The organism is Blastomonas sp. CCH1-A6 (genome assembly GCF_001556365.1).
Classification (GTDB): Bacteria; Pseudomonadota; Alphaproteobacteria; order Sphingomonadales; family Sphingomonadaceae; genus Blastomonas; species Blastomonas ursincola.
Map to the genome: position 1 here is coordinate 1 of NZ_LSIS01000272.1, position 18,875 is coordinate 18,875.

Consider the following 18,875-nt stretch of genomic DNA (forward strand, 5'->3'; position numbering starts at 1 on the left):
GCGGGCAACCATGCCGAGGTGATTGCCAAGCTCGAACCCGCGCTGCCAGCATCGAGGTGGAAAGAAACAGGGCGGTGATCGCAGATTTCAACATTTCGGAACATCTCCTGATGGGGTTTGCGCGCCTGTCCGGTCGGACGCTCGTGCGCCTGGCTGAAACGGAAAGGCTGGTCTGCAACGAAAAACGATAGCAACGTTTCAAAAACGCCCGGTCCCGGGGATCGTTCCGTGCTCAACCTTGGGCAATACAGCAAAACCGCCAGGCAGCGTCAAATGCTGCACGGCGATGCTCACGTGCCTGAACCGCCTCGCCATCGGCGCCCCAGAGTTCTTCCTGCCACAATTCCTCGAGGCAGATCGCCTGCCAGATTCGTTCGAAATCAAAGGCTTTTTCGAGAAGTGCCAGCGCACAGACGAGCGAACCACCCAGGCTGGTCAGCGTTGAAAATCCGGCCAGGGTGAATGGATCCATTGCCATGACGGGTGCTTTAAGCCGGGACAGGCTGTGCGTCGATTGCGGCTGATGGATAATCCCGGCGACGCGGATCATGCTGATATCATAACGGTTTTCCGCCCATTTCAGAATCGGCTCCCAATCGCGATCCTGGCGTTCGGCCAGCGGATCGCCGGGATCGGCGCGATAGCAGAGCGTGTCCGTCTCGCCATAAGCGGCGATGTCATCGACAAAGCGCTGCCATTGCGGCGCGACCTGATCGATCGCGGCATTGGCAAAGCCAGTCAGCGGCATCAAGGCAATGATGATCTCTTCGCCTTGCGCATCCCATTCGCCAGCCACCGCATCGGCCATGGCAGCGGTCGGCAGCACCAGCGGTTCGCGCAGAGGGGTTTTCACCGGGCGGTTGTCGAGCAGGAGCGCATGGCCATTGTCGACAGGCTGGGTGGTGACGGTCTTGTAGAAGCGTTTCATGCAATCACGTTCATTCGGTCGGCGGGCTTTTCCAGCGCTTGACCAGCATCTGCGGCAGAACGAGGAATTCGATCACGCCCAGGGCGAGCAGCACATAAGCCAGTTCGCCCGGAACGCTGTCGATCCGGCCATAGCTGATCGCCACGGCCAGCGCGATCGTCACTGCGCCCGCCAGCCGCACGGCTCCGATCGTGAAGAAACGACTGCGCGCGCTCCGGTCTTCCGGAGTCATTTCCCGCCACCGACAATCTGATCGTAGAGCTGGTCCATGCTGAAGGCGATCGAGGCTGCGCCCGCTGCCTCCAGTTCATGTGCGTCGTGATAGCCCCAGTCGACGCCAATCGGGCGGACATTGGCCGCCACGCCCATCGCCATGTCGTAGCTGGTATCGCCGATCATGACTGCGGCCTGGGGCTCGGCTCCGGCGTCGCTCAATGCCTCGAAGATCATCGACGGGTGCGGCTTGGACGGATGCCGGTCTGCGGTCTGCAGCGATATGAAGCGCTGCTTGATGCCATGGTGCGTCAGGCAAAGGTCGAGCCCGCGATCGGACTTGCCGGTAGCGACCGCGAGCAGCCAGCCCGCCGCATCGAGCCGGTCGAGCAGTTCGGGAAGCCCGTCATAAAGCGGCTCGTGCTGCAGCGTGCCGTTGCCGCGCAGCTCGTGAAACGCGTTCTTGTAATGATCGGCCAGCACGACATGAAAGGCCGGGTCCGCTTCCGGCAGCATCACCCGCATCGCCTCGACGAGCGAAAGCCCGACGATCCGTCGTACCAGATGGTGGTCGGGATGGCCCAAGCCTTCGGCGGCATAGGCCATTTCCATCGCCTTGCAGATATTCGCTTGGCTATCGACCAGCGTGCCGTCGCAGTCGAAGATCGCGAGTCTGGTCGTCATGGCTTGCGCGGGCCAGTCTTCGGGGCTGTCCTTGGCTTGGCCGGCCGCGGCTTTCCAGCGGTTCCGGCAGATTTCGCCTTGGGCTTGCCGCTTGGTTTGGCCGGAGCGGATCGGCTGCGCCGTTCGCCCCGTCGTTCCTTGCGCAGTGTCTTGGCATGCGCCTTGGCCTGCTGCTTCTTCACCTCGCGCGTCGCGGGCGGCGGGCCGTCATCGGCAAAGGCAGCGTCGCCCAGCGAAAGGTCGAAGCCCAGCTGCTCCATCGAGTCGGCGAAATGCTCGGGCAGATCGGCGATCACGTCGATGGCGGGACCATCGGGATGCGCAATCTTCAGGCGGCGCGCGTGCAGATGCATCTTGCGACTGATCGTGCCGGTCAGGAACGCATCGGGCCCGCCATATTTGCCGTCGCCGACAATCGGATGGCCGATCGCGGCGAGATGGACGCGCAGCTGGTGGGTGCGGCCCGTGAACGGCTGCAGTGCGACCCAGGCGGCGCGGGATCCAGCGCGTTCGATCACCTGATAGGCGGTGCGCGATGGCTGGCCGTTTTCCTTGTCGACATGCATCTTCTCGCCGCCGGTACCGGGCTGCTTGGCGATCGGCAGTTCGATCAGGCCTGAATAGATATCGGGCACGCCGACGACCAGCGCCCAGTAGATCTTCTTGGCGCTGCGCCCGGCAAAGCGCTTCGAGAAATAGGCCGCGCTGCCTGGCGTGCGCGCGAGCAGCAAGGCGCCCGAGGTGTCCTTGTCGAGCCGGTGGACCAGCTTGGGCCGCACCGGGCTTTCGTACATCAAAGCCTCGGTCAGGCCATCGACATGCGCATGGGTGCGCGTGCCGCCCTGAGTGGCGAGGCCCGGCGGCTTGTTGATAACGAGAGCCGCCCGATCCTTGTGGATGACGAGCGATTGCGCGAACGCGATCTGATCTTCGCTCAGTGTGCGCGGCGCCGGCTTGGCAGCGGGCCGGTCGGTATCGCCATCGGCGGGGGGGATGCGGATCGTCTGTCCGGCGACAATGCGGTCGCCGGGGCCGACGCGCTTGCCATCGAGCCGCACCTGCCCCGTGCGTGCCCAGCGCGAGACGAGGTTGAAGTTCACATCGGGCAAATGCCGGTGGAACCAGCGGTCGAGCCGGATGCCATCATCGTCCGCATCGACGGTAAACTGCCGGGCTTCGGCAGATTCCTTCGAGATCGAAGCGCCCACCCCTGCGGCCCGTGCGCGGCCAGTTGCGGGACTGCGCGGGCCAGAAGGTTTCCGGGCGGCGGGCTTGCGCGCGGGGGTTCGAGCAGGCGGCTTCATGCGATCGACCTCGTGACGACAAAGCCTGCGGCCACGGCCGCCAGCGAGAGCAGGACCGAGGTCAGCGCATAGCCCAGCGCCGTCAGCGCCGCGCCGCGCTCCAGCATCTGGAACAGCTCAAGCGAGAAAGCGGAAAAGGTGGTGAAGCCGCCGAGCACGCCGACGCCCAGAAACAGCCGCACAGGCTCAGCCATCTGGCCCTTGAGCACGAGCGCCGCCAGCACGCCCATCAGTAACCCGCCAAGCACGTTGACGGACAGCGTGGCGGCGGGATAAGCGGTGTGCCCCAGCCGGATGGCGAGCTGCGTCGCCTGAAACCGAAGCGCCGCGCCGATTGCGCCGCCCGCCATCACCAGACCGGTGGCCTTGAAAGTCAAATGCGCGTCCATTCCGCTGCCTTAGCGGGATTGGACGCGCATTGGGAAGGGTTATTCGGTGTTTCGGGTCACCGTCAGGCGGCGTGACCATCGCGCGCAGCGGCTTCGGCCTGTGCGAGCTCTTCAGCTTCGGGGCCATCGAGCGCGTCAGCGGCTTCGCGTGCCTTTTCCTCAACCTGCTGCTTGTCGGCGGCAAAGTCTTCCTGGGCTTCGCGATAATTCTGCGCGGCCTTGTAATTGCCTTCGCCAAATTCCTTGCCCGCGTTCGGGTTCTCGGCCTTGTCGGTCATGTGCATGCTCCTGATCGAGTGGGTTCTCGATCCGATACGCCAACCGCCAGGGCCGGTTCCCTTCAGCGCCTGAACAACGTCGCCAACCAGCCCGCATCGGCCTTGGCGATGTGGCGCGGCGGCAAGGCGCCCGAGCATTCGAGGCACCAGGCCTGAACGCCATCGGTCCCGCCGAGCACTTTGAGATCGCCGAGCACCTGGCCCAAAGCCGCGCGCTGCTGCCATGCAAGCCGGGCGACGAGGCCGGTCGCCTGCTTTTCTTCTTCGGCGGGAGCAAACATGCCCGAGACGAACTGCTCGAACGGATCGGGCTCGGTCTCGAGATATTTCACGCTATAGCTGTCCTTGCCGAGCTTGGCGCGCTTCGCCGCTTCGGCAATGGCGTCCTCGATCGATCCGAAACGGTCGACCAGCTTGATCTGGCGGGCGGTGCCGCCGTCCCAGACGCGGCCCTGCGCGATATTGTCGACCTGATCGACGCTCATCCCGCGCGCCTTGCCGACCAGCGCCAGGAAACGGCGATAGTCATGCTCGATCGTACCCTGGATGAAGGTGTCGACGGTGCTGTTGAAGCCGCCAAACACATCAGGCTGGCCCGACAGCGGTGTGGTCGCGACGCCATCGGCCTTCACGCCATATTCGGCCAGCGCGCGCTCGAAGCTGGGCAGTACCGCGAAGATGCCGATCGATCCGGTGATCGTCGAAGGTTCGGCGAAGATCGCATCGCCTGCGGTCGAGACCCAATAGCCGCCGCTCGCCGCAACATTGCCCATCGAGACGATGACCGGGATCTTGCGCGCGCGATATTCCTCGATCGCGCGGCGGATCTGTTCGGAGGCAAAGGCCGATCCCCCGGGCGAGTCGACGCGGACCACCAGCGCCTTCACATTGTCGCGCTTGAGGCCGTCGTGGAGCAGCTTCTCGATGCGATCGCCGCCGGCGGTGCCGGGGCCGGCCTCGCCATCGACGATGGTGCCCGCGATGGTCACCACCTGAACCTCATCGCCGCCGGTCTTGGCCGGATTGGCCGCGACCCAGTCCTTGAGGCTGGTATGCTTGAATGCGCCGGGCCCCTCGTCCTCGTCGGCGCCAGCCAGCTTGGCGACGCGCTTGCCGAACATGGTGCGATCACCGACCTTGTCGATGATCTTGCGGTCGGTCGCGATCTTGACCAGGTCGCCGCTCGCCGCGGTCACCGCGCCTGCGGGATCGTTGATCAGTCCGGCAATATCGGCCTGGGGCCGCGCCTTCTTGACCACTGCCTGCCAGTTTTCCCAGATCGGGCGGTAGACGGCGAGCAGAGCTTCCTCGGCCTCGGGCGACTGGTCGGAGCGCAGATAGGGTTCGACCGCGCTCTTGAACGTGCCGACGCGATAGACATGCGCGGTCACCTTGAAGCGGTCGAGCGCGTCCTTGTAGTACAGCCGCGTGCCGCCGGGGCCGGTAAAGGCCGCGCCGCCCATCGGATCGACCCAGATCTCGCTGCCGTGCGAGGCGAGCATATAGGCCGCGTCGCTGTAGAAGGTGGCAAAGCTGAGGACGGGCTTGCCCTTGGCCTTGGCGCGGCCGATCGCCTCGCCCACCTGTTCGAGCGAAACCTGGCCGCCGCCCATGAAGCTGGCGAGATCGAGCACGATCACCTTGATCCGGTCGTCGGTCGCCGCCGTGTCGATCGCGCGGATCAGGTCGCGCTCGCGATATTGCTTGAGCGGCGCCTGGCCGCCCAGCACGGTGGCGAACGGGTCGATATTTTCGGGTTCCTCGACGATGACACCGTCGAGCTTGACCAACAGGGCGCCGTCGGTGACCGCTGCGGGATTAGGCCGCCACGACAAGGCGGCCAGGATGAGGCCGAAGAACAACAGCATCGCGAGCAGGACCAGACCGTCCTTGATCGCCACCAGCACCTTCCAGGCGCCCTTTACAAAACCCATTATCTGCTCCGCATCGGGCGGACATGCCCCAGGCGACCTATCTAGGCGAGCCCGGGTTAATTTGCCACTGCCTCGCGCGACAGACGGGTGATGCGGTTCGACTGCCGACTTTGGCGCCGACTTTGGCGCCGGCCTGGCGTCAATGCGCGAAGCCCGATGTGCGCGGCGGCGCTGCGAGCGAAAGGCGGCGATCGAACAGCCGGTCGAGCGCGAACAGCCCGCCCCCGCGCGCGATCAGGATCGCCGAAAGCCCGAACCACATGACATGCGGGTTCCAGAAGGCTTCGGGATAGACGAAAAGCTGGATCACCATCGTCATCACGAACAGCCCCGCCGCCCCGAATCGCGTCGCCAGCCCCAGCATCACCAGGATCGGCAGCGCATGTTCGGCATAGGTCGCGATCGTGCCGGTAATCTCGGGCGCAGGCATGTGATATTCGTCGCGGAACAGGTCATAGGTGATCGGGTTGATGGTGAGGAAGCTCCCCTCCTCCACCTTGGTGCGCGCCGAGCGCCAGAACTGCGCTGCCAGCGCAAGCCGCACGACCAGCAGGGCAAGGCCATTGACGGCAGGGCTATCGAGCAGCGCGAGGCCGCGTTGGATCAGGGTTTTCATCACGGGCTATCCGACAAGTGGGGACTGGAGTGAGATCGAGACACCCCCGACCCCGCTGGACACCGTGCCCGGCTTACTCCTGGGATCGTACCAGCGCCCCAGCGCCGACCAGCGCGAAGATTGCCGGCAGTGCCTCTGCCTCTCCAGCGCGTTCGATGGCTCGCGCCAGAAGGTTACCCATCGGGGCGGGAAATTGCGTCTGCATGACCAGATTGGCGGATAGCGGGGCGAGCGGGTGCAGCAGCACCTCGTGCGCCGGACGCGTGATCAGCAGGTGACGCATTTCGGGCGCGGCACTTTCGGACAGCTCGGGCATCAGCGCCCTCAGCGCCGTCCGGGTCTCGACAATCCGCATGGAAGGATGGAGCGCAAGGCCAAGGTCGAGCAACCCCTGCTCGTCCAGGCCGGCCAGGTCGGCCAGCTGCAGTGCCTGCGCCTCGGCGGAATGATAGCTCTGCAGCCAGGCCCATTCGATCCGCGCAAGATCGACGGCTGCCGCATCATGAGTTTGATCAGCGAGAAATTCGGCAAGCCCCGCGCCCAGCTGCATAAGCTTGCGCGGGCGCACCTCGGCTCGTTCGATGAAATCGCGCGACAGGGCGTTGAAATCCGCTTCGCCCAGATATTCCCGGGTCCGCGGATAGGTTTCCTCGAGCGCGACCAGCCGGGCATGGCTGATCGTGTTGGCATGCGCCCTGAGGCCCAGCAGCACGCGGTCCGCAGCATCGGCAAACAGGCCTTCGGGAAAGGCCGACGGCCCCTTTTGCAGCACCGCGATGAAGCGCGCCTGGTCGTCCAGCAGATCGCCCATCTGCGTCAGGCCGCGACGGCTGCGGTGGCCCGCGCCATGACCGCTGCAGCGCGTTCGGCCTCGGCCATCAGCACCGCATAATCTGGGACGTTCGTGTCCCATTCGATCAGCACCGGCATCGCGCCTGCGCGGCCGACAAAGCGCTCGAACAGCGCCCAGGTGAGATCGGTGACAGGACTGCCGTGATCGTCGATCAGCAGCGGCCTGCCCTCGTGCCATTCGGTCGCATGGCCCGCGAGATGGATCTCGCCGACCAGCGCGGGATCGATGGCGTCGATATAGGCATGCGGATCGAGCTGCAAATTGGTGCAGCTGACCTCGACATTGTTGATGTCGAACAGCAGGCCGCAACCGGTGCGGCGGCAGAGCGCATGGATGAATTCGACCTCGTCCATCTCGTCCTGCGCGAAGCCGAGATAGCGTGAGGGGTTCTCGATCAGCATCGTGCGGCCGAGCCGGTCCTGCACCCGCGCGACCTGCCCGGCGACATGGTCGAGCGCGGCGCGGGTATAGGGGATCGGAAGGAGATCGGGATAGCGGTCGTCGGCATTGCCCGACCAGCTCAGATGATCGGAAACAGAAGCCGGATCGTAGCGCGCGCAAAGTACGGCGAGCTGATCGAGTTCGCCTTCGTCCAGGCCCTGGGCGGTGCCGATCGACAGCCCGACGCTGTGGAAGCTGAGCGGATAGCGCTCCGCTACCGCAGACAGCCAGCGATGAGGTGGCCCACCATCGACGAAATAGTTCTGCGGATGCACCTCCACCCATCCGGGCAGCGGAACACCCGTTTGGGGTTCCAGAACGTTACGATAATGGGCCGGTTTCAGCCCTATGCCGACAAGGGGGGGAAGCATGAGCTGAAGGGCTACCTCATCTGCAGGTCCGGCGCTGGCGGTTCAGAGCGCCGCCAGCGCCGATACCGTTGCATCAGCCGCGCGGGGTCGGCTTCTTGGCACCCTTGAGCGCGGTCAGCGAACCGCCCAGCTTGGCGCACTCGCCCTTGGCGACATATTTCCAGGCATTGCCCTGGTAATCGACGGTCGAGGTTCCGGCACACGAGGTGCCCGGGCCGGCGGCGCAGTCGTTCTTGCCCTTCAGTGAGACGCCGTAGCACTTTTCCTTTTCGCCGGCTGCGGCAGCGGGGGGTGCTGCGATGGTGGCAGCGGCAAGAACGGCAGCAGCTGCTGCGCCCAGAGTGATGATCGAGTTCGACATGGCAAGTTCCTTCATGAGAATAAGGGTTGGCAAGTTGGACAGCGCGGCTGTCCAGCCTGCCTGTCAGTGCGATCTTTCGTGCGAGCCTGGGGGCAGGTTACCGCGATCTCGCGCTTCCCGCAAAAAATTTCCTGCGTGAATCGCTTGACCCTGTCTGCTCCAGCGCTATCTAGCGCCTCGTTAGCACTCACCCCGATCGAGTGCTAATCGCGAGGGCGGGCGCAATATCCGGTGCCAGCCGCGAAGGGGGTTTCACTAATTTCAGTGACGCAAGGAAAGGCTTAACGCATGACATTTCGTCCGTTGCACGACCGGGTTCTGGTGCGCCGCATCGAAGCCGAGGAAAAGACCGCTGGCGGGATCATCATCCCCGACGCAGCCAAGGAAAAGCCGTCGGAAGGCGAAGTGATCGCCGTCGGCGAAGGCACCCGTGACGAAGCCGGCAACCGCATCGCGCTCGACGTCAAGGTCGGCGACAAGATCCTGTTCGGCAAGTGGTCGGGCACCGAAGTGAAGATCAACGGCGAAGACCGGATCATCATGAAGGAAAGCGACATTCTGGGCATTCTGGGCTGATTTAAGCCCATTTGACCGACCGACCTCATTCGACAAGAAGGAACATTTCTCATGGCAGCTAAAGACGTAAAGTTTGGCCGCGACGCACGCGAACGCATCCTGCGCGGCGTGGATATCCTGGCCGATGCCGTCAAGGTGACCCTGGGCCCCAAGGGCCGCAACGTCGTCATCGACAAGAGCTTCGGCGCTCCCCGCATCACCAAGGACGGCGTCAGCGTCGCCAAGGAAATCGAACTGAAGGACAAGTTCGAGAACATGGGTGCGCAGATGGTCAAGGAAGTCGCTTCCAAGACCAACGACATTGCCGGTGACGGCACCACCACCGCCACCGTTCTGGCCCAGGCGATCGTGCGCGAAGGCATGAAGTCGGTCGCCGCCGGCATGAACCCGATGGACCTGAAGCGCGGTATCGACCTCGCCGTCACCAAGGTCGTCGAGAACCTGAAGAGCCGCTCGAAGGACGTGGCCGGTTCGAACGAGATCGCACAGGTCGGCATCATTTCGGCCAATGGCGACCGTGAAGTCGGCGAGAAGATCGCCGAAGCCATGGAGCGCGTCGGCAAGGAAGGCGTGATCACCGTCGAGGAAGCCAAGGGCCTCGAGTTCGAACTCGATGTCGTCGAAGGCATGCAGTTCGACCGCGGTTACCTGTCGCCCTATTTCATCACCAACCCCGACAAGATGACCGTGGAACTGGATAACCCCTACATCCTGATCCACGAGAAGAAGCTGTCGAACCTGCAGGCGATGCTCCCGATTCTGGAAGCTGTCGTGCAGACCGGTCGTCCGCTGCTGATCATCGCTGAAGACATCGAAGGCGAAGCGCTGGCTACCCTGGTGGTCAACAAGCTGCGCGGTGGCCTGAAGGTCGCGGCCGTCAAGGCTCCGGGCTTCGGTGACCGTCGCAAGGCGATGCTCGAAGACATCGCGATCCTGTCGAAGGGCGAGATGATCAGCGAAGACCTGGGCATCAAGCTCGAGAACGTCACGCTCGGCATGCTGGGTCAGGCCAAGCGCGTTTCGATCGACAAGGACAACACCACCATCGTCGATGGCGCCGGTGAAGCCGATGCGATCAAGGCTCGCGTCGAAGCGATCCGCACCCAGATCGACAACACCACCAGCGATTACGACCGCGAGAAGCTCCAGGAGCGTCTGGCCAAGCTCGCTGGCGGCGTCGCCGTGATCAAGGTCGGCGGTGCTTCGGAAGTCGAAGTGAAGGAAAAGAAGGACCGCGTCGACGATGCGCTGCACGCCACCCGTGCTGCCGTCGAAGAAGGCATCGTCCCCGGCGGTGGTACGGCGCTGCTGTACGCCACCTCGGCGCTCGAAGGCCTGACCGGCGAGAACGACGACCAGACCCGCGGCATCGACATCATCCGCAAGGCGCTGTTCGCTCCCGTCCGTCAGATCGCGCAGAATGCCGGTCATGATGGTGCGGTGGTCTCGGGCAAGCTGCTCGACGGCAACGATCCGACGCTGGGCTTCAACGCCGCGACCGACACCTATGAAAACCTGGTCGCCGCTGGCGTCATCGACCCGACCAAGGTCGTGCGCGCTGCGCTGCAGGACGCTGCCTCGGTCGCTGGTCTGCTGATCACCACCGAAGCCGCGATCTGCGACGCTCCGGAAGACAAGGCAGCCGGTGGCGGCATGGGCGGAATGCCCGGCGGCATGGGCGGCATGGGCGGCATGGATTTCTGATCCAGACCGTTCGGCACAGCCGACAAGAGAAACGGGGCCGGAGGGGAAACCTTCCGGCCCTTTTTCATGAGGTCAGGCGGTGGCGTTCAGCGCGGCTTCCATCTCGGCCGCGCGGGCATCGTAGAAGCGCTCGCGCATCATCGTGACGATCAACTCCGGGCTGGTCCCGGGCGTGCCACCCGCATAGGGCGGCGCGGGGTCATATTCGAAATTGAGCTGGATCGACCGCGCGACGTCCTCGCCGTGCAGATGCGCGATGACCGAGAGCGCGAAATCGATGCCCGATGTCACGCCGCCTGCGGTGATGACATTGCCATCAAACACCGTGCGCGCGGGCTCGTATATGGCCCCCACCAGCGGCAGCTGCCCGGTATAGCCCCAGTGCGTCGTCGCGCGCTTGCCCTGCAGCAATCCCGCGCGCCCCAGAATGAACGCGCCGGTGCAAACGCTCGTTACCCATTGCGCGGCGGCCCCCTGGCGCCGCACGAAATCGATCAGCGGCGTGACAGCCAGGGCCGCAGGCACCCCCAGCCCGCCCGGCACGCACAACAGGTCCCCCTGCGGGCAATCGTCAAAGCTGATGGTCGGCACGATAGCGAACCCGGCATCGGTCATCACCGGGTCGAGCGTCGCGGCTGCGACATGCACCTTCGCTCCCGGCATCCGGCACAGGAATTGCGCCGGCCCGGTGAAATCGAGCTGGGTGATCCGGTCGAAGATCGCGAAGACGACGTGAAATGGAGGCGCATCGGTCATGGGGCATTCCTTTCGTGCGAGGAAGATTGCCCAGGCGCGCGACAGTGACAAGCGCCCGCTCCCCGATGGTGATCCATCTGATGCGCCAGTTGCGGGCGGAGCGAGCCTAACGCGTCTGAGGACGTCCGCCAAGCCCGATACAAAGCGCTGGCGGACGGCCCAATATTATGGCACGGATAGTGACATAATATTGGGGAGGGGTTCATGCGCCGTGTTTTCACCGGGCTGATCGTCATCATCGCGACTGTCGGAGGGCTTGCCTGGCTCTCGCGCGATCGGCTTGGCGAGATCGTGTTTAATCGCGCGGTCGAGGCGAATTACGGCCAGGACGCCATTGCAGGTCTGCCTGATGGGCTGCACGTCATCCTGTGCGGTACCGGATCTCCCCTGCCCGATCCGGATCGTTCGGGCCCGTGCACGCTGGTGCTGGCGGGCAAGCAACTGTTCCTTGTCGACGCGGGCTCCGGCGCTGGCCGGCGCATCGGCGAGATCGGGGTGCCGCTGGGCAGGATCGACGCGACGCTGCTCACCCATTTTCATTCGGACCATATCGATGGCCTGGGCGAAGTGCTGATGCTGCGCTGGGCGGCGAGCGGTCGCAAAGAGCCGATGCCTGTCTATGGTCCGCTAGGGGTAGAGCGCGTGGTGAGCGGTTTCGACACTGCCTATACCGCCGATTACGGCTATCGCATCGCGCATCACGGAGCTGACATAATGCCGCGCAGCGGTGCAGGCGCGCGGGCGCTGACCATTGCATCAAAAGATGAGCCGCAGCTTGTCTACAATCGCGGCGGCGTGAAGATCACTGCGTTCAAGGTGAAGCACGATCCGGTCGAGCCCGCATTGGGATACCGGTTCGACTATAAGGGGCGTTCGATTGTCATCAGCGGAGATACCGCGCCGACATCAACCGTGGCGCAGATGTGCAAGGGCTGCGACGTTCTGGTGCATGAGGTTCTGAACCCGGCCATGGTCGGCAAGATTTCGGCAACCGCCAAGGCCGCCGGCGACAGGCGCATCGCCAAGATCATGTCCGACATTCCGGGCTATCATAGCTCGCCGGTGGCGGTGGCCGGGATCGCGCAGCGAGGCAAGGCAAGGACGCTCGTCTTCACCCATATCGTACCCCGAATGCCCTCGCGGCTCCTCCACCCCTATTTCCTGCGCGGGGTTTCGGCGGCCTATGCGGGCAAGGTCGTGATGGGCGAGGATGGAATGCAAATCAGCCTGCCCGCTGGTTCCGACCGGATCGAACAGGCTGACCTGCTGTAACGGAATTGGCGAGAGATTACTGGGCTTCTTCCTTGGCCTCGTCCCATTCCTTCTCGATCTTGTCACCGGCCTTGTCGGCCTCGGCATCGAGATCCTTGGCGGCTTCGTCCACGCTGGCCTCCACATCGTCAGCGGCATTCTCGATGACTTCACCCGCCGCGTTGGCATTGGCCTCGATATCATCGCCAGCAGCTTCGGCGGCCGCATCGGCCTTCTGTTCGGTTTCGGCCGAGCAGGCGGCAAGTCCGAGCGCGAGGGCCGTGACACTGGCAATGGCTAGATTTCGCATGGGATAGCTCCTTCAATAGGGTGCCCGATACGGCACCTTCCCCGACCCGCTTACGCGCCACGGCATGGGCAGTTCCAAAATCGCATGACCCTGCGCACCGCCGCTGCTATCGCTGCCGCCATGGCACAGCAGAACCATCTCTATCTCGTCGACGGCTCCTCGTATATCTTTCGCGCCTATCACCGGCTGCCGCCGCTGACCAATCCGGAAGGCACGCCGGTCGGCGCGGTCTACGGCTATACGACCATGCTCTGGAAGCTCGCCGATGACCTGCACAAGGCCGATGGCCCGACGCATATGGCGGTGATTCTCGACAAGAGCTCGCAGAGCTTTCGCAACGAGCTGTACGACCAGTACAAGGCCCATCGCCCCGAGCCGCCCGAGGATCTGCGCCCGCAATTCCCGCTGATCCGCGATGCGACGCGCGCCTTTTCGATGCCCTGCATCGAGGAAGACAATGTCGAGGCGGACGACATTATCGCGAGCTATGCCAAGGATGCCCTCGCCAAGGGTTGGAAGGTCACCATCGTCAGCTCCGACAAGGACCTGATGCAGCTCATCCAGCCCGGGCTGGACATGCTCGACACGATGAAGAACGCCCGGCTCGGCCCCGAAGCGGTGATGGAGAAGTTCGGTGTCACCCCCGAGCAGCTGGGCGATGTGCTCGCGTTGATGGGCGATGCCGTCGACAATGTACCGGGCATTCGCGGCATCGGCCCCAAGACGGCGTCGAAGCTGATTGTCGAGCATGGCGACCTGGAAAGCGTGCTCGCGGCGGCGCCCTCGATGAAGCCCTCCAAGATGCGCGACAGCCTGATCGAGCAGGCCGATATGGCCCGGCTGAGCAAGGTGCTGGTGACGCTCAAGGACGACTGCCCGCTGCCCAACGAACTCGACGATTTCCTGCTCAAGGACATCCCGCCCGAGCCGCTCGCCGCATTCCTCACCAAGCACGGCTTTACCAGCCTGCTGCGCAAACTGGGTGCAAGCGGCCCGGCGGACGCAGCCCCTGCCCCCTCCGGCGCTCCGAGCGACGCACCGCGCGGCGACAATGCGATAACGCCGCAGCCGCTTGCGATGCCGGCGATCAACCTCGACGATTATGTCTGCGTGCAGGATGTCGATGCGCTCGATGCCTGGATCGCCAAGGCGCGGGCTGCTGGCATGGTCGCGGTCGATACCGAAACGAATTCGCTTGATTCGATGCAGGCGGCTCTGGTCGGGGTCAGCCTGGCGGTCGCCCCGGGCGAGGCCTGCTACATCCCGCTGGGCCATGGCAGCAACGACATGTTCGCCGAAAAGCCTCAGCAGATCGCGCTCGGCGACGCGATCGCCCGGCTCAAGCCGCTGCTGGAGGACGACGCCGTTCTCAAGATCGGCCAGAACCTCAAATATGATCTCAACGTGCTGGCGCGACACGGAGTGCATGTCTCGCCGATCGACGACACGATGGTGATGAGCTTCAACCTGGACGCGGGGCAGGAATTCGGTACCGGAGGGCATGGGATGGATGCGCTCGCCGACCGCCATCTCGGCCATCAGTGCATCAGCTTCAAGTCGCTTACCGGCACCGGCAAGAAGCAGATCGGCTTCAACGAGGTACCGCTCGCCGATGCGACGCGCTATGCCGCCGAGGACGCCGATGTCACGCTGCGGCTGTGGCACGTGCTGCGCCCGCGCCTGCCGGTCGAGGGCGCGACGCGCATCTACCAGAATGTCGATCGCCCGCTGATCCCCGTCGTCGCGGGCATGGAGCGCCACGGCATCAAGGTCGATCGCGAGCAACTCGCCGCGCTGAGCCAGGATTTCGCCACGCGCATGGCCGCGCTGGAAGGCGAGATTCACGAGCTCGCGGGGCAGAGCTTTGCCATCGGCAGCCCCAAGCAATTGGGCGAGATTCTGTTCGACAAGCTGGGCCTCAAGGGCGGCAAAAAGGGCAAGACAGGTGCCTATTCGACCGACGTCACCGTGCTCGAGAAGCTCGCGGGCGAAGGATCGGAAATCTCGCGCAAGGTGCTCGACTGGCGGCAGCTGTCGAAGCTCAAGTCGACTTATACCGATGCGCTGCAGGAACAGATCAACCCGAACACTGGCCGCGTGCACACCAGCTACAGCCTGGTCGGCGCGCAGACCGGTCGGCTGTCCTCGACCGAGCCGAACCTCCAGAACATCCCGATCCGCACCGAGATCGGCCGCCAGATCCGCCATGCCTTTGTCGCCGAACCCGGCAATGTCATCCTCGCGGCGGACTATAGCCAGATCGAACTTAGGCTCGCCGCGCACATGGCCGATGTCGAGACGCTGCGCGATGCCTTTGCCCATGGCGAGGACATCCATAACCGCACCGCGCAGGAGCTGTTCGGCGAGGTCAATCGCGATACGCGCGGGCGCGCCAAGACGATCAACTTCGCGATCCTCTACGGCATTTCGCGCTGGGGCCTGGCCGGACGGCTCGAGGTAAGCGCGGACGAGGCGCAGGCGATGATCGACACCTATTTCCAGCGCTTCCCGGGCATCAACCGCTATATCGCCGAGACGCTCGAAAGCGCGCGCGAATGCGGCTTTACCGAGACGCTGTTCGGCCGCAAGACGCATTTCCCGCGCATCACCTCGAAGAACCAGGCCGAGCGCCAGGGCAGCGAGCGCGCGGCGATCAACGCGCCGATCCAGGGCACCAGTGCGGACATCATCAAGCGGGCGATGGTGCGCATGAACCCCGCGCTCGAGGCTGCAGGCCTTGGTCACGTCCGCATGCTGCTGCAGGTGCATGACGAACTGGTGTTCGAACTGCCCGAAGGCGATGTGGAGGCAGCCTCCGCCGTGATCCGATCGGTCATGGAGAATGCGGCGGAACCGGCCGTCACGCTCAGCGTACCCCTGGGTGTGGAGATCGGCACAGGGCCGAGTTGGGGGGCCGCGCACTGATGATCGATACTGTGCGGCAGACCATCGTTCCGCAGACCCCGGACGTCGATGTCACCGCCTATGCCGATCCGATGTTCACTTCGGTGATCGGACAGTTCCTGCTCGACAATTACAAGCTCTGGCTGCTCGGGATCGGGCTGGTGGTGTTGCTGGTCGCGTGGCTGCCGCTGCTGCTGAAGAAGCTACCGCTTTCGCTGCCGATCATTTTTGTCGGTATGGGCATGGCGATCTTCGCATGGACGCCGCTCGCGCAATTCTCACCGCACCCGGTCGAATCGCCGGTGCTGATCGAAAAGGCGAGCGAGTTCATCGTCATCGTCTCGCTGATGGGTGCGGGGCTGAAAATCGGCAGGCCGCTGAGCTGGCGCGGGTGGAACCTGACCATCCGGCTGCTCGCGATCGTCATGCCGTTGACCATCCTGTTCATCGCCCTGTCGGGGCTGTGGATTCTCGGGCTGCCTCTCGCCTCTGCACTGCTACTCGGCGCCTGTCTTGCGCCCACCGATCCGGTACTGGCCTCCGACGTCCAGATCGAGCGGCCCGATAGTGAAGACAGCGACGAGGCCCGTTTTGCGCTCACTTCGGAAGCCGGGCTGAACGATGCCCTGGCCTTTCCCTTCGTTCACCTTGCGCTTGCAGCCAGCGCCGCTTCGCTGACCGGAGGCGTACTGGCCGAATGGCTGTGGCACGATGTCGCCTGGCGTCTGGGCGTCGGCGCGCTGGTGGGCGCGTTCGGCGGCTGGCTGCTCGGCCAGATCATCTATCGCCTGCCCCAGGACACCCGCCTGTCGCGGACCGGCGACGGCTTCATCGCATTGGGTGCCACGCTCGCCATCTATGCGCTGACCGAATTCGCGCACGGATATGGATTTCTGGCCGTGTTCATCGCCGGATTGATCCTGCGGCGTTCGGCAGAGGGCGACGAGTTCAACAGCGAGCTTCACGATTTTGCCGACGAGACCGAGCGCCTGGTGATGATGGTGCTGCTCGTCCTTTTCGGCGGGATGCTCACCGGTGGCGAACTGCTGAGCGATATCGGATGGACCAACATCTTGATCGCTGCCCTGGTGTTGCTCGTGATCCGTCCGGTCATTGGCTATTTCGCGCTGGCCGGCATAGACCGCCATCCGCTGGAAAAGTTCGTCATCGCCTTTTTCGGCATTCGCGGGCTGGGTTCGGTCTATTATCTCGCTTTCGGCCTCAACCATGGCGATTTTCCGATGCAGCACACCCTATGGGAGACCCTGGGGCTGATCGTGCTCGGATCGATCCTGCTGCACGGCCTTACGGTAACGCCGATCATGCGCCATCTGACAAAGCGCATTTACGGCAAGGATGACTGAAACCGCCTATTCGCGCGACATGGCCTGCGGATAGCTGCCCAGAATGCGCACCCATTTGCTGTGATAGCCGAGCACCTCGAGCGCGCGATCCACTGCAGGCTGGCCGGGCATGCCTTCGATATCCGCGTAGAATTCGGCCGCAGCAAAGCTGCCGTCGCGGATATAGCTTTCCAGCTTGGTCATGTTGATGCCATTGGTGGCGAAGCCCGACAGCGCCATGAACAAGGCAGCGGGGATGTTCTTCACCTCGAAGATGAAGGTGGTCATCACCTTGGCCACATCGGGCATCGGATCGTCGCGATGAGCGGCCAGCACGACGAAGCGCGTCATGTTGTGCGCGGCGTCCTCGATGCCTTCGTCGACCACCTTGAGCCCGAACACGTCCCCCGCCAGGCGCGAGGCGACCGCGCACAGTCCCGGTTCGCTCGATTCGGCGACAAACGCCGCCGCGCCTGCAGTATCGGGGTAGTTGACCGGCTCGATCCCGCGCGCGCGCAGATAGTGCCGCGTCTGGCCCAGCGCCTGCGGATGGCTGACTGCCGAATGGTACGGCCCGTCATCCCTGGCCAGCAGGCAGTGGCGTACCGGCAGGAAATATTCGGCGACGATGGTGAGGCCGCTTTCTGGCAACAGGAAATGGATGTCCGCGACGCGCCCGTGCTGCGAGTTCTCGATCGGGATGATCGCGCGCGCGGCGCGGCCGTCCTTCACCGCATCCATCGCGTCCTGGAACGAGAAGCATGGCAGCGGATGCCAGTCGGGAGCAAAGGCCCGCGCAGCGATGTGCGAATAGGCGCCCGGCGCGCCCTGATATGCAATCGATCGCTCCGGTTCGGCAGAGGCGATTCGGGCCATGTCCTCGACCATCTGGCGGGCGATCTCAGGGTAGCTTTGCATGGGCACGGCGCATAGGCAGGCCCAGCCGTAACGACAAGGCGAAATCGCGCGTGTCGGGGCTTGCAGTGCGAACGGACCATGATTAGAGGGGGCGGCTGACCGGCCCTGTTGCGACGCGGCAACGGGGTCTTTCAACAGGGCGAAAAGGCCGGCGATCGACGCCGGTCTTATCGGATGACGACCTTTCAGGGCGCCGTGGCCGCATGGCGTCCCTATAAAAGATGAGGCAACAGGGCATGCAGGACAGCAAAAACACGATTGCAGGTTGGGTTCTTGCGGGGGGCATTTGCGCCCTTGGCCTGTCGATCGTCAGCGGCAAGGTGTTCCATGCCGACAAGCCCGAGCGTCCCGAGAAGCTGGGCTATGTGATCGAAGGCGTCGTCTCTTCCGAGGGCGAAGGCGGTGCGGCTGAAGTTCCGATCGAAACCCTGCTCGCCAGCGCCGATCCGGCCAAGGGCGAGAAGGTCTTCGCCAAGTGCTCTTCGTGCCATTCGATCAACAGCGGCGGTGCCAACGGTATCGGTCCCAATCTTTACGGCGTTCTGGGCAAGCCGCACGCTTCGGTGGCGGGTTTTGCCTATTCGGACGCGCTGAAGAGCAAGTCGGGCCCCTGGACCTTCCAGGAAATGAACAAGTGGCTCACCTCGCCCAAGGCCTATGCCGACGGCACCAAGATGAGCTTTGCGGGCCTTGGCAAGGCTGAAGACCGCGCCAACCTGATGGCGTGGATGAACACCCAGT

The 18,875-nt window shown here is 64.0% G+C and carries 21 protein-coding genes and 1 riboswitch; of the genes, 7 read left to right on the forward strand and 14 right to left on the reverse strand.

Annotated elements, in window-relative coordinates:
- Positions 1-191: hypothetical protein (locus AX735_RS26365; RefSeq protein ID WP_231750110.1), on the forward strand; the 191-nt coding region annotated here is incomplete at its 5' end.
- Positions 192-232: 41 nt separating this feature from the next.
- On the opposite strand, the gene AX735_RS12920 is transcribed toward AX735_RS26365, so the two are convergent.
- The 11 genes from AX735_RS12920 to AX735_RS12970 form a co-directional block, all read right to left on the reverse strand.
- The gene (locus AX735_RS12920; protein WP_066280796.1) at positions 233-928 is read right to left on the reverse strand and encodes an ATP12 family chaperone protein; all 696 of its coding nucleotides are present in this window, start codon (positions 926-928) and stop codon (positions 233-235) included.
- A gap of 10 nt (positions 929-938) precedes the next feature.
- Positions 939-1,160, reverse strand: a complete 222-nt coding sequence (locus AX735_RS12925) for a hypothetical protein (protein ID WP_066280804.1) — start codon at positions 1,158-1,160, stop codon at positions 939-941.
- Positions 1,157-1,825, reverse strand: coding sequence for an HAD-IA family hydrolase (locus AX735_RS12930; RefSeq protein WP_066280805.1), 669 nt, complete (start codon positions 1,823-1,825; stop codon positions 1,157-1,159). The genes AX735_RS12925 and AX735_RS12930 overlap by 4 nt, the downstream gene beginning before the upstream one ends.
- Positions 1,822-3,129 (reverse strand): RluA family pseudouridine synthase, encoded by a 1,308-nt coding sequence (locus AX735_RS12935; RefSeq protein ID WP_082751081.1) that lies wholly within the window; start codon positions 3,127-3,129, stop codon positions 1,822-1,824. Before AX735_RS12935 ends, AX735_RS12930 begins: the two co-directional genes overlap by 4 nt.
- A complete protein-coding gene (crcB, locus tag AX735_RS12940) occupies positions 3,126-3,518 on the reverse strand; it encodes a fluoride efflux transporter CrcB (protein ID WP_066280815.1) in 393 nt (130 codons plus the stop codon). The genes AX735_RS12935 and crcB overlap by 4 nt, the downstream gene beginning before the upstream one ends.
- 62 nt (positions 3,519-3,580) lie before the next feature.
- Entirely contained in the window at positions 3,581-3,796 is a 216-nt protein-coding gene (locus AX735_RS12945; RefSeq protein WP_202189576.1) for a hypothetical protein, read from the reverse strand.
- Between the two features lie 62 nt (positions 3,797-3,858).
- Positions 3,859-5,730 carry a signal peptide peptidase SppA gene (gene sppA, locus AX735_RS12950; RefSeq protein WP_066280824.1) on the reverse strand — a complete coding sequence of 624 codons (1,872 nt, stop codon included), beginning with the start codon at positions 5,728-5,730 and terminating at the stop codon, positions 3,859-3,861.
- A 139-nt stretch (positions 5,731-5,869) separates the two neighbouring features.
- Entirely contained in the window at positions 5,870-6,346 is a 477-nt protein-coding gene (locus tag AX735_RS12955; RefSeq protein WP_066280827.1) for a DoxX family protein, read from the reverse strand.
- A 73-nt stretch (positions 6,347-6,419) separates the two neighbouring features.
- On the reverse strand, positions 6,420-7,157 hold the full coding sequence (locus AX735_RS12960) for an HvfC/BufC family peptide modification chaperone (protein WP_066280831.1): 738 nt from the start codon (positions 7,155-7,157) through the stop codon (positions 6,420-6,422).
- A gap of 5 nt (positions 7,158-7,162) precedes the next feature.
- Complete coding sequence (bufB, locus tag AX735_RS12965; protein WP_066280834.1) at positions 7,163-8,011, reverse strand: MNIO family bufferin maturase; 849 nt, start codon at positions 8,009-8,011, stop codon at positions 7,163-7,165.
- A 73-nt stretch (positions 8,012-8,084) separates the two neighbouring features.
- Positions 8,085-8,372 (reverse strand): BufA1 family periplasmic bufferin-type metallophore, encoded by a 288-nt coding sequence (locus AX735_RS12970; RefSeq protein WP_066280854.1) that lies wholly within the window; start codon positions 8,370-8,372, stop codon positions 8,085-8,087.
- Positions 8,373-8,660: 288 nt separating this feature from the next.
- On the opposite strand from AX735_RS12970, the gene groES reads away from it, so the two are divergent.
- Together groES and groL are read left to right on the forward strand one after the other, a co-directional pair.
- Positions 8,661-8,948, forward strand: a complete 288-nt coding sequence (groES, locus tag AX735_RS12975) for a co-chaperone GroES (RefSeq protein WP_031317559.1) — start codon at positions 8,661-8,663, stop codon at positions 8,946-8,948.
- A gap of 51 nt (positions 8,949-8,999) precedes the next feature.
- Positions 9,000-10,652: a chaperonin GroEL gene (gene groL / locus AX735_RS12980; protein ID WP_060976940.1), complete on the forward strand. Its 1,653-nt coding sequence runs from the start codon at positions 9,000-9,002 to the stop codon at positions 10,650-10,652.
- A 72-nt stretch (positions 10,653-10,724) separates the two neighbouring features.
- On the opposite strand, the gene AX735_RS12985 is transcribed toward groL, so the two are convergent.
- A complete protein-coding gene (locus tag AX735_RS12985; protein ID WP_066280838.1) occupies positions 10,725-11,408 on the reverse strand; it encodes a DJ-1/PfpI family protein in 684 nt (227 codons plus the stop codon).
- 21 nt (positions 11,409-11,429) lie between these two features.
- A riboswitch (ZMP/ZTP riboswitch) is annotated at positions 11,430-11,511 on the reverse strand.
- A gap of 101 nt (positions 11,512-11,612) precedes the next feature.
- Between AX735_RS12985 and AX735_RS12990 the strand changes: the two genes are divergently transcribed.
- Positions 11,613-12,680: an MBL fold metallo-hydrolase gene (locus AX735_RS12990; RefSeq protein ID WP_066280839.1), complete on the forward strand. Its 1,068-nt coding sequence runs from the start codon at positions 11,613-11,615 to the stop codon at positions 12,678-12,680.
- A gap of 16 nt (positions 12,681-12,696) precedes the next feature.
- On the opposite strand, the gene AX735_RS12995 is transcribed toward AX735_RS12990, so the two are convergent.
- Positions 12,697-12,969, reverse strand: coding sequence for a hypothetical protein (locus tag AX735_RS12995; RefSeq protein ID WP_066280841.1), 273 nt, complete (start codon positions 12,967-12,969; stop codon positions 12,697-12,699).
- 120 nt (positions 12,970-13,089) lie between these two features.
- Here AX735_RS12995 and polA point away from each other — a divergent pair, with 120 nt between their 5' ends.
- Together polA and AX735_RS13005 are read left to right on the forward strand one after the other, a co-directional pair.
- On the forward strand, positions 13,090-15,894 hold the full coding sequence (polA, locus tag AX735_RS13000) for a DNA polymerase I (protein WP_066280856.1): 2,805 nt from the start codon (positions 13,090-13,092) through the stop codon (positions 15,892-15,894).
- Positions 15,894-17,237 (forward strand): cation:proton antiporter domain-containing protein, encoded by a 1,344-nt coding sequence (locus tag AX735_RS13005; RefSeq protein ID WP_082751083.1) that lies wholly within the window; start codon positions 15,894-15,896, stop codon positions 17,235-17,237. The genes polA and AX735_RS13005 overlap by 1 nt, the downstream gene beginning before the upstream one ends.
- Positions 17,238-17,243: 6 nt before the next feature.
- Here the strand turns inward: AX735_RS13005 and AX735_RS13010 are convergent, their stop codons facing one another.
- Positions 17,244-18,134 carry a prephenate dehydratase gene (locus tag AX735_RS13010; protein ID WP_066280843.1) on the reverse strand — a complete coding sequence of 297 codons (891 nt, stop codon included), beginning with the start codon at positions 18,132-18,134 and terminating at the stop codon, positions 17,244-17,246.
- A gap of 236 nt (positions 18,135-18,370) precedes the next feature.
- Here AX735_RS13010 and AX735_RS13015 point away from each other — a divergent pair.
- Positions 18,371-18,875 (forward strand): c-type cytochrome (locus AX735_RS13015; RefSeq protein ID WP_066280846.1); only part of this gene is annotated, 505 nt, incomplete at its 3' end.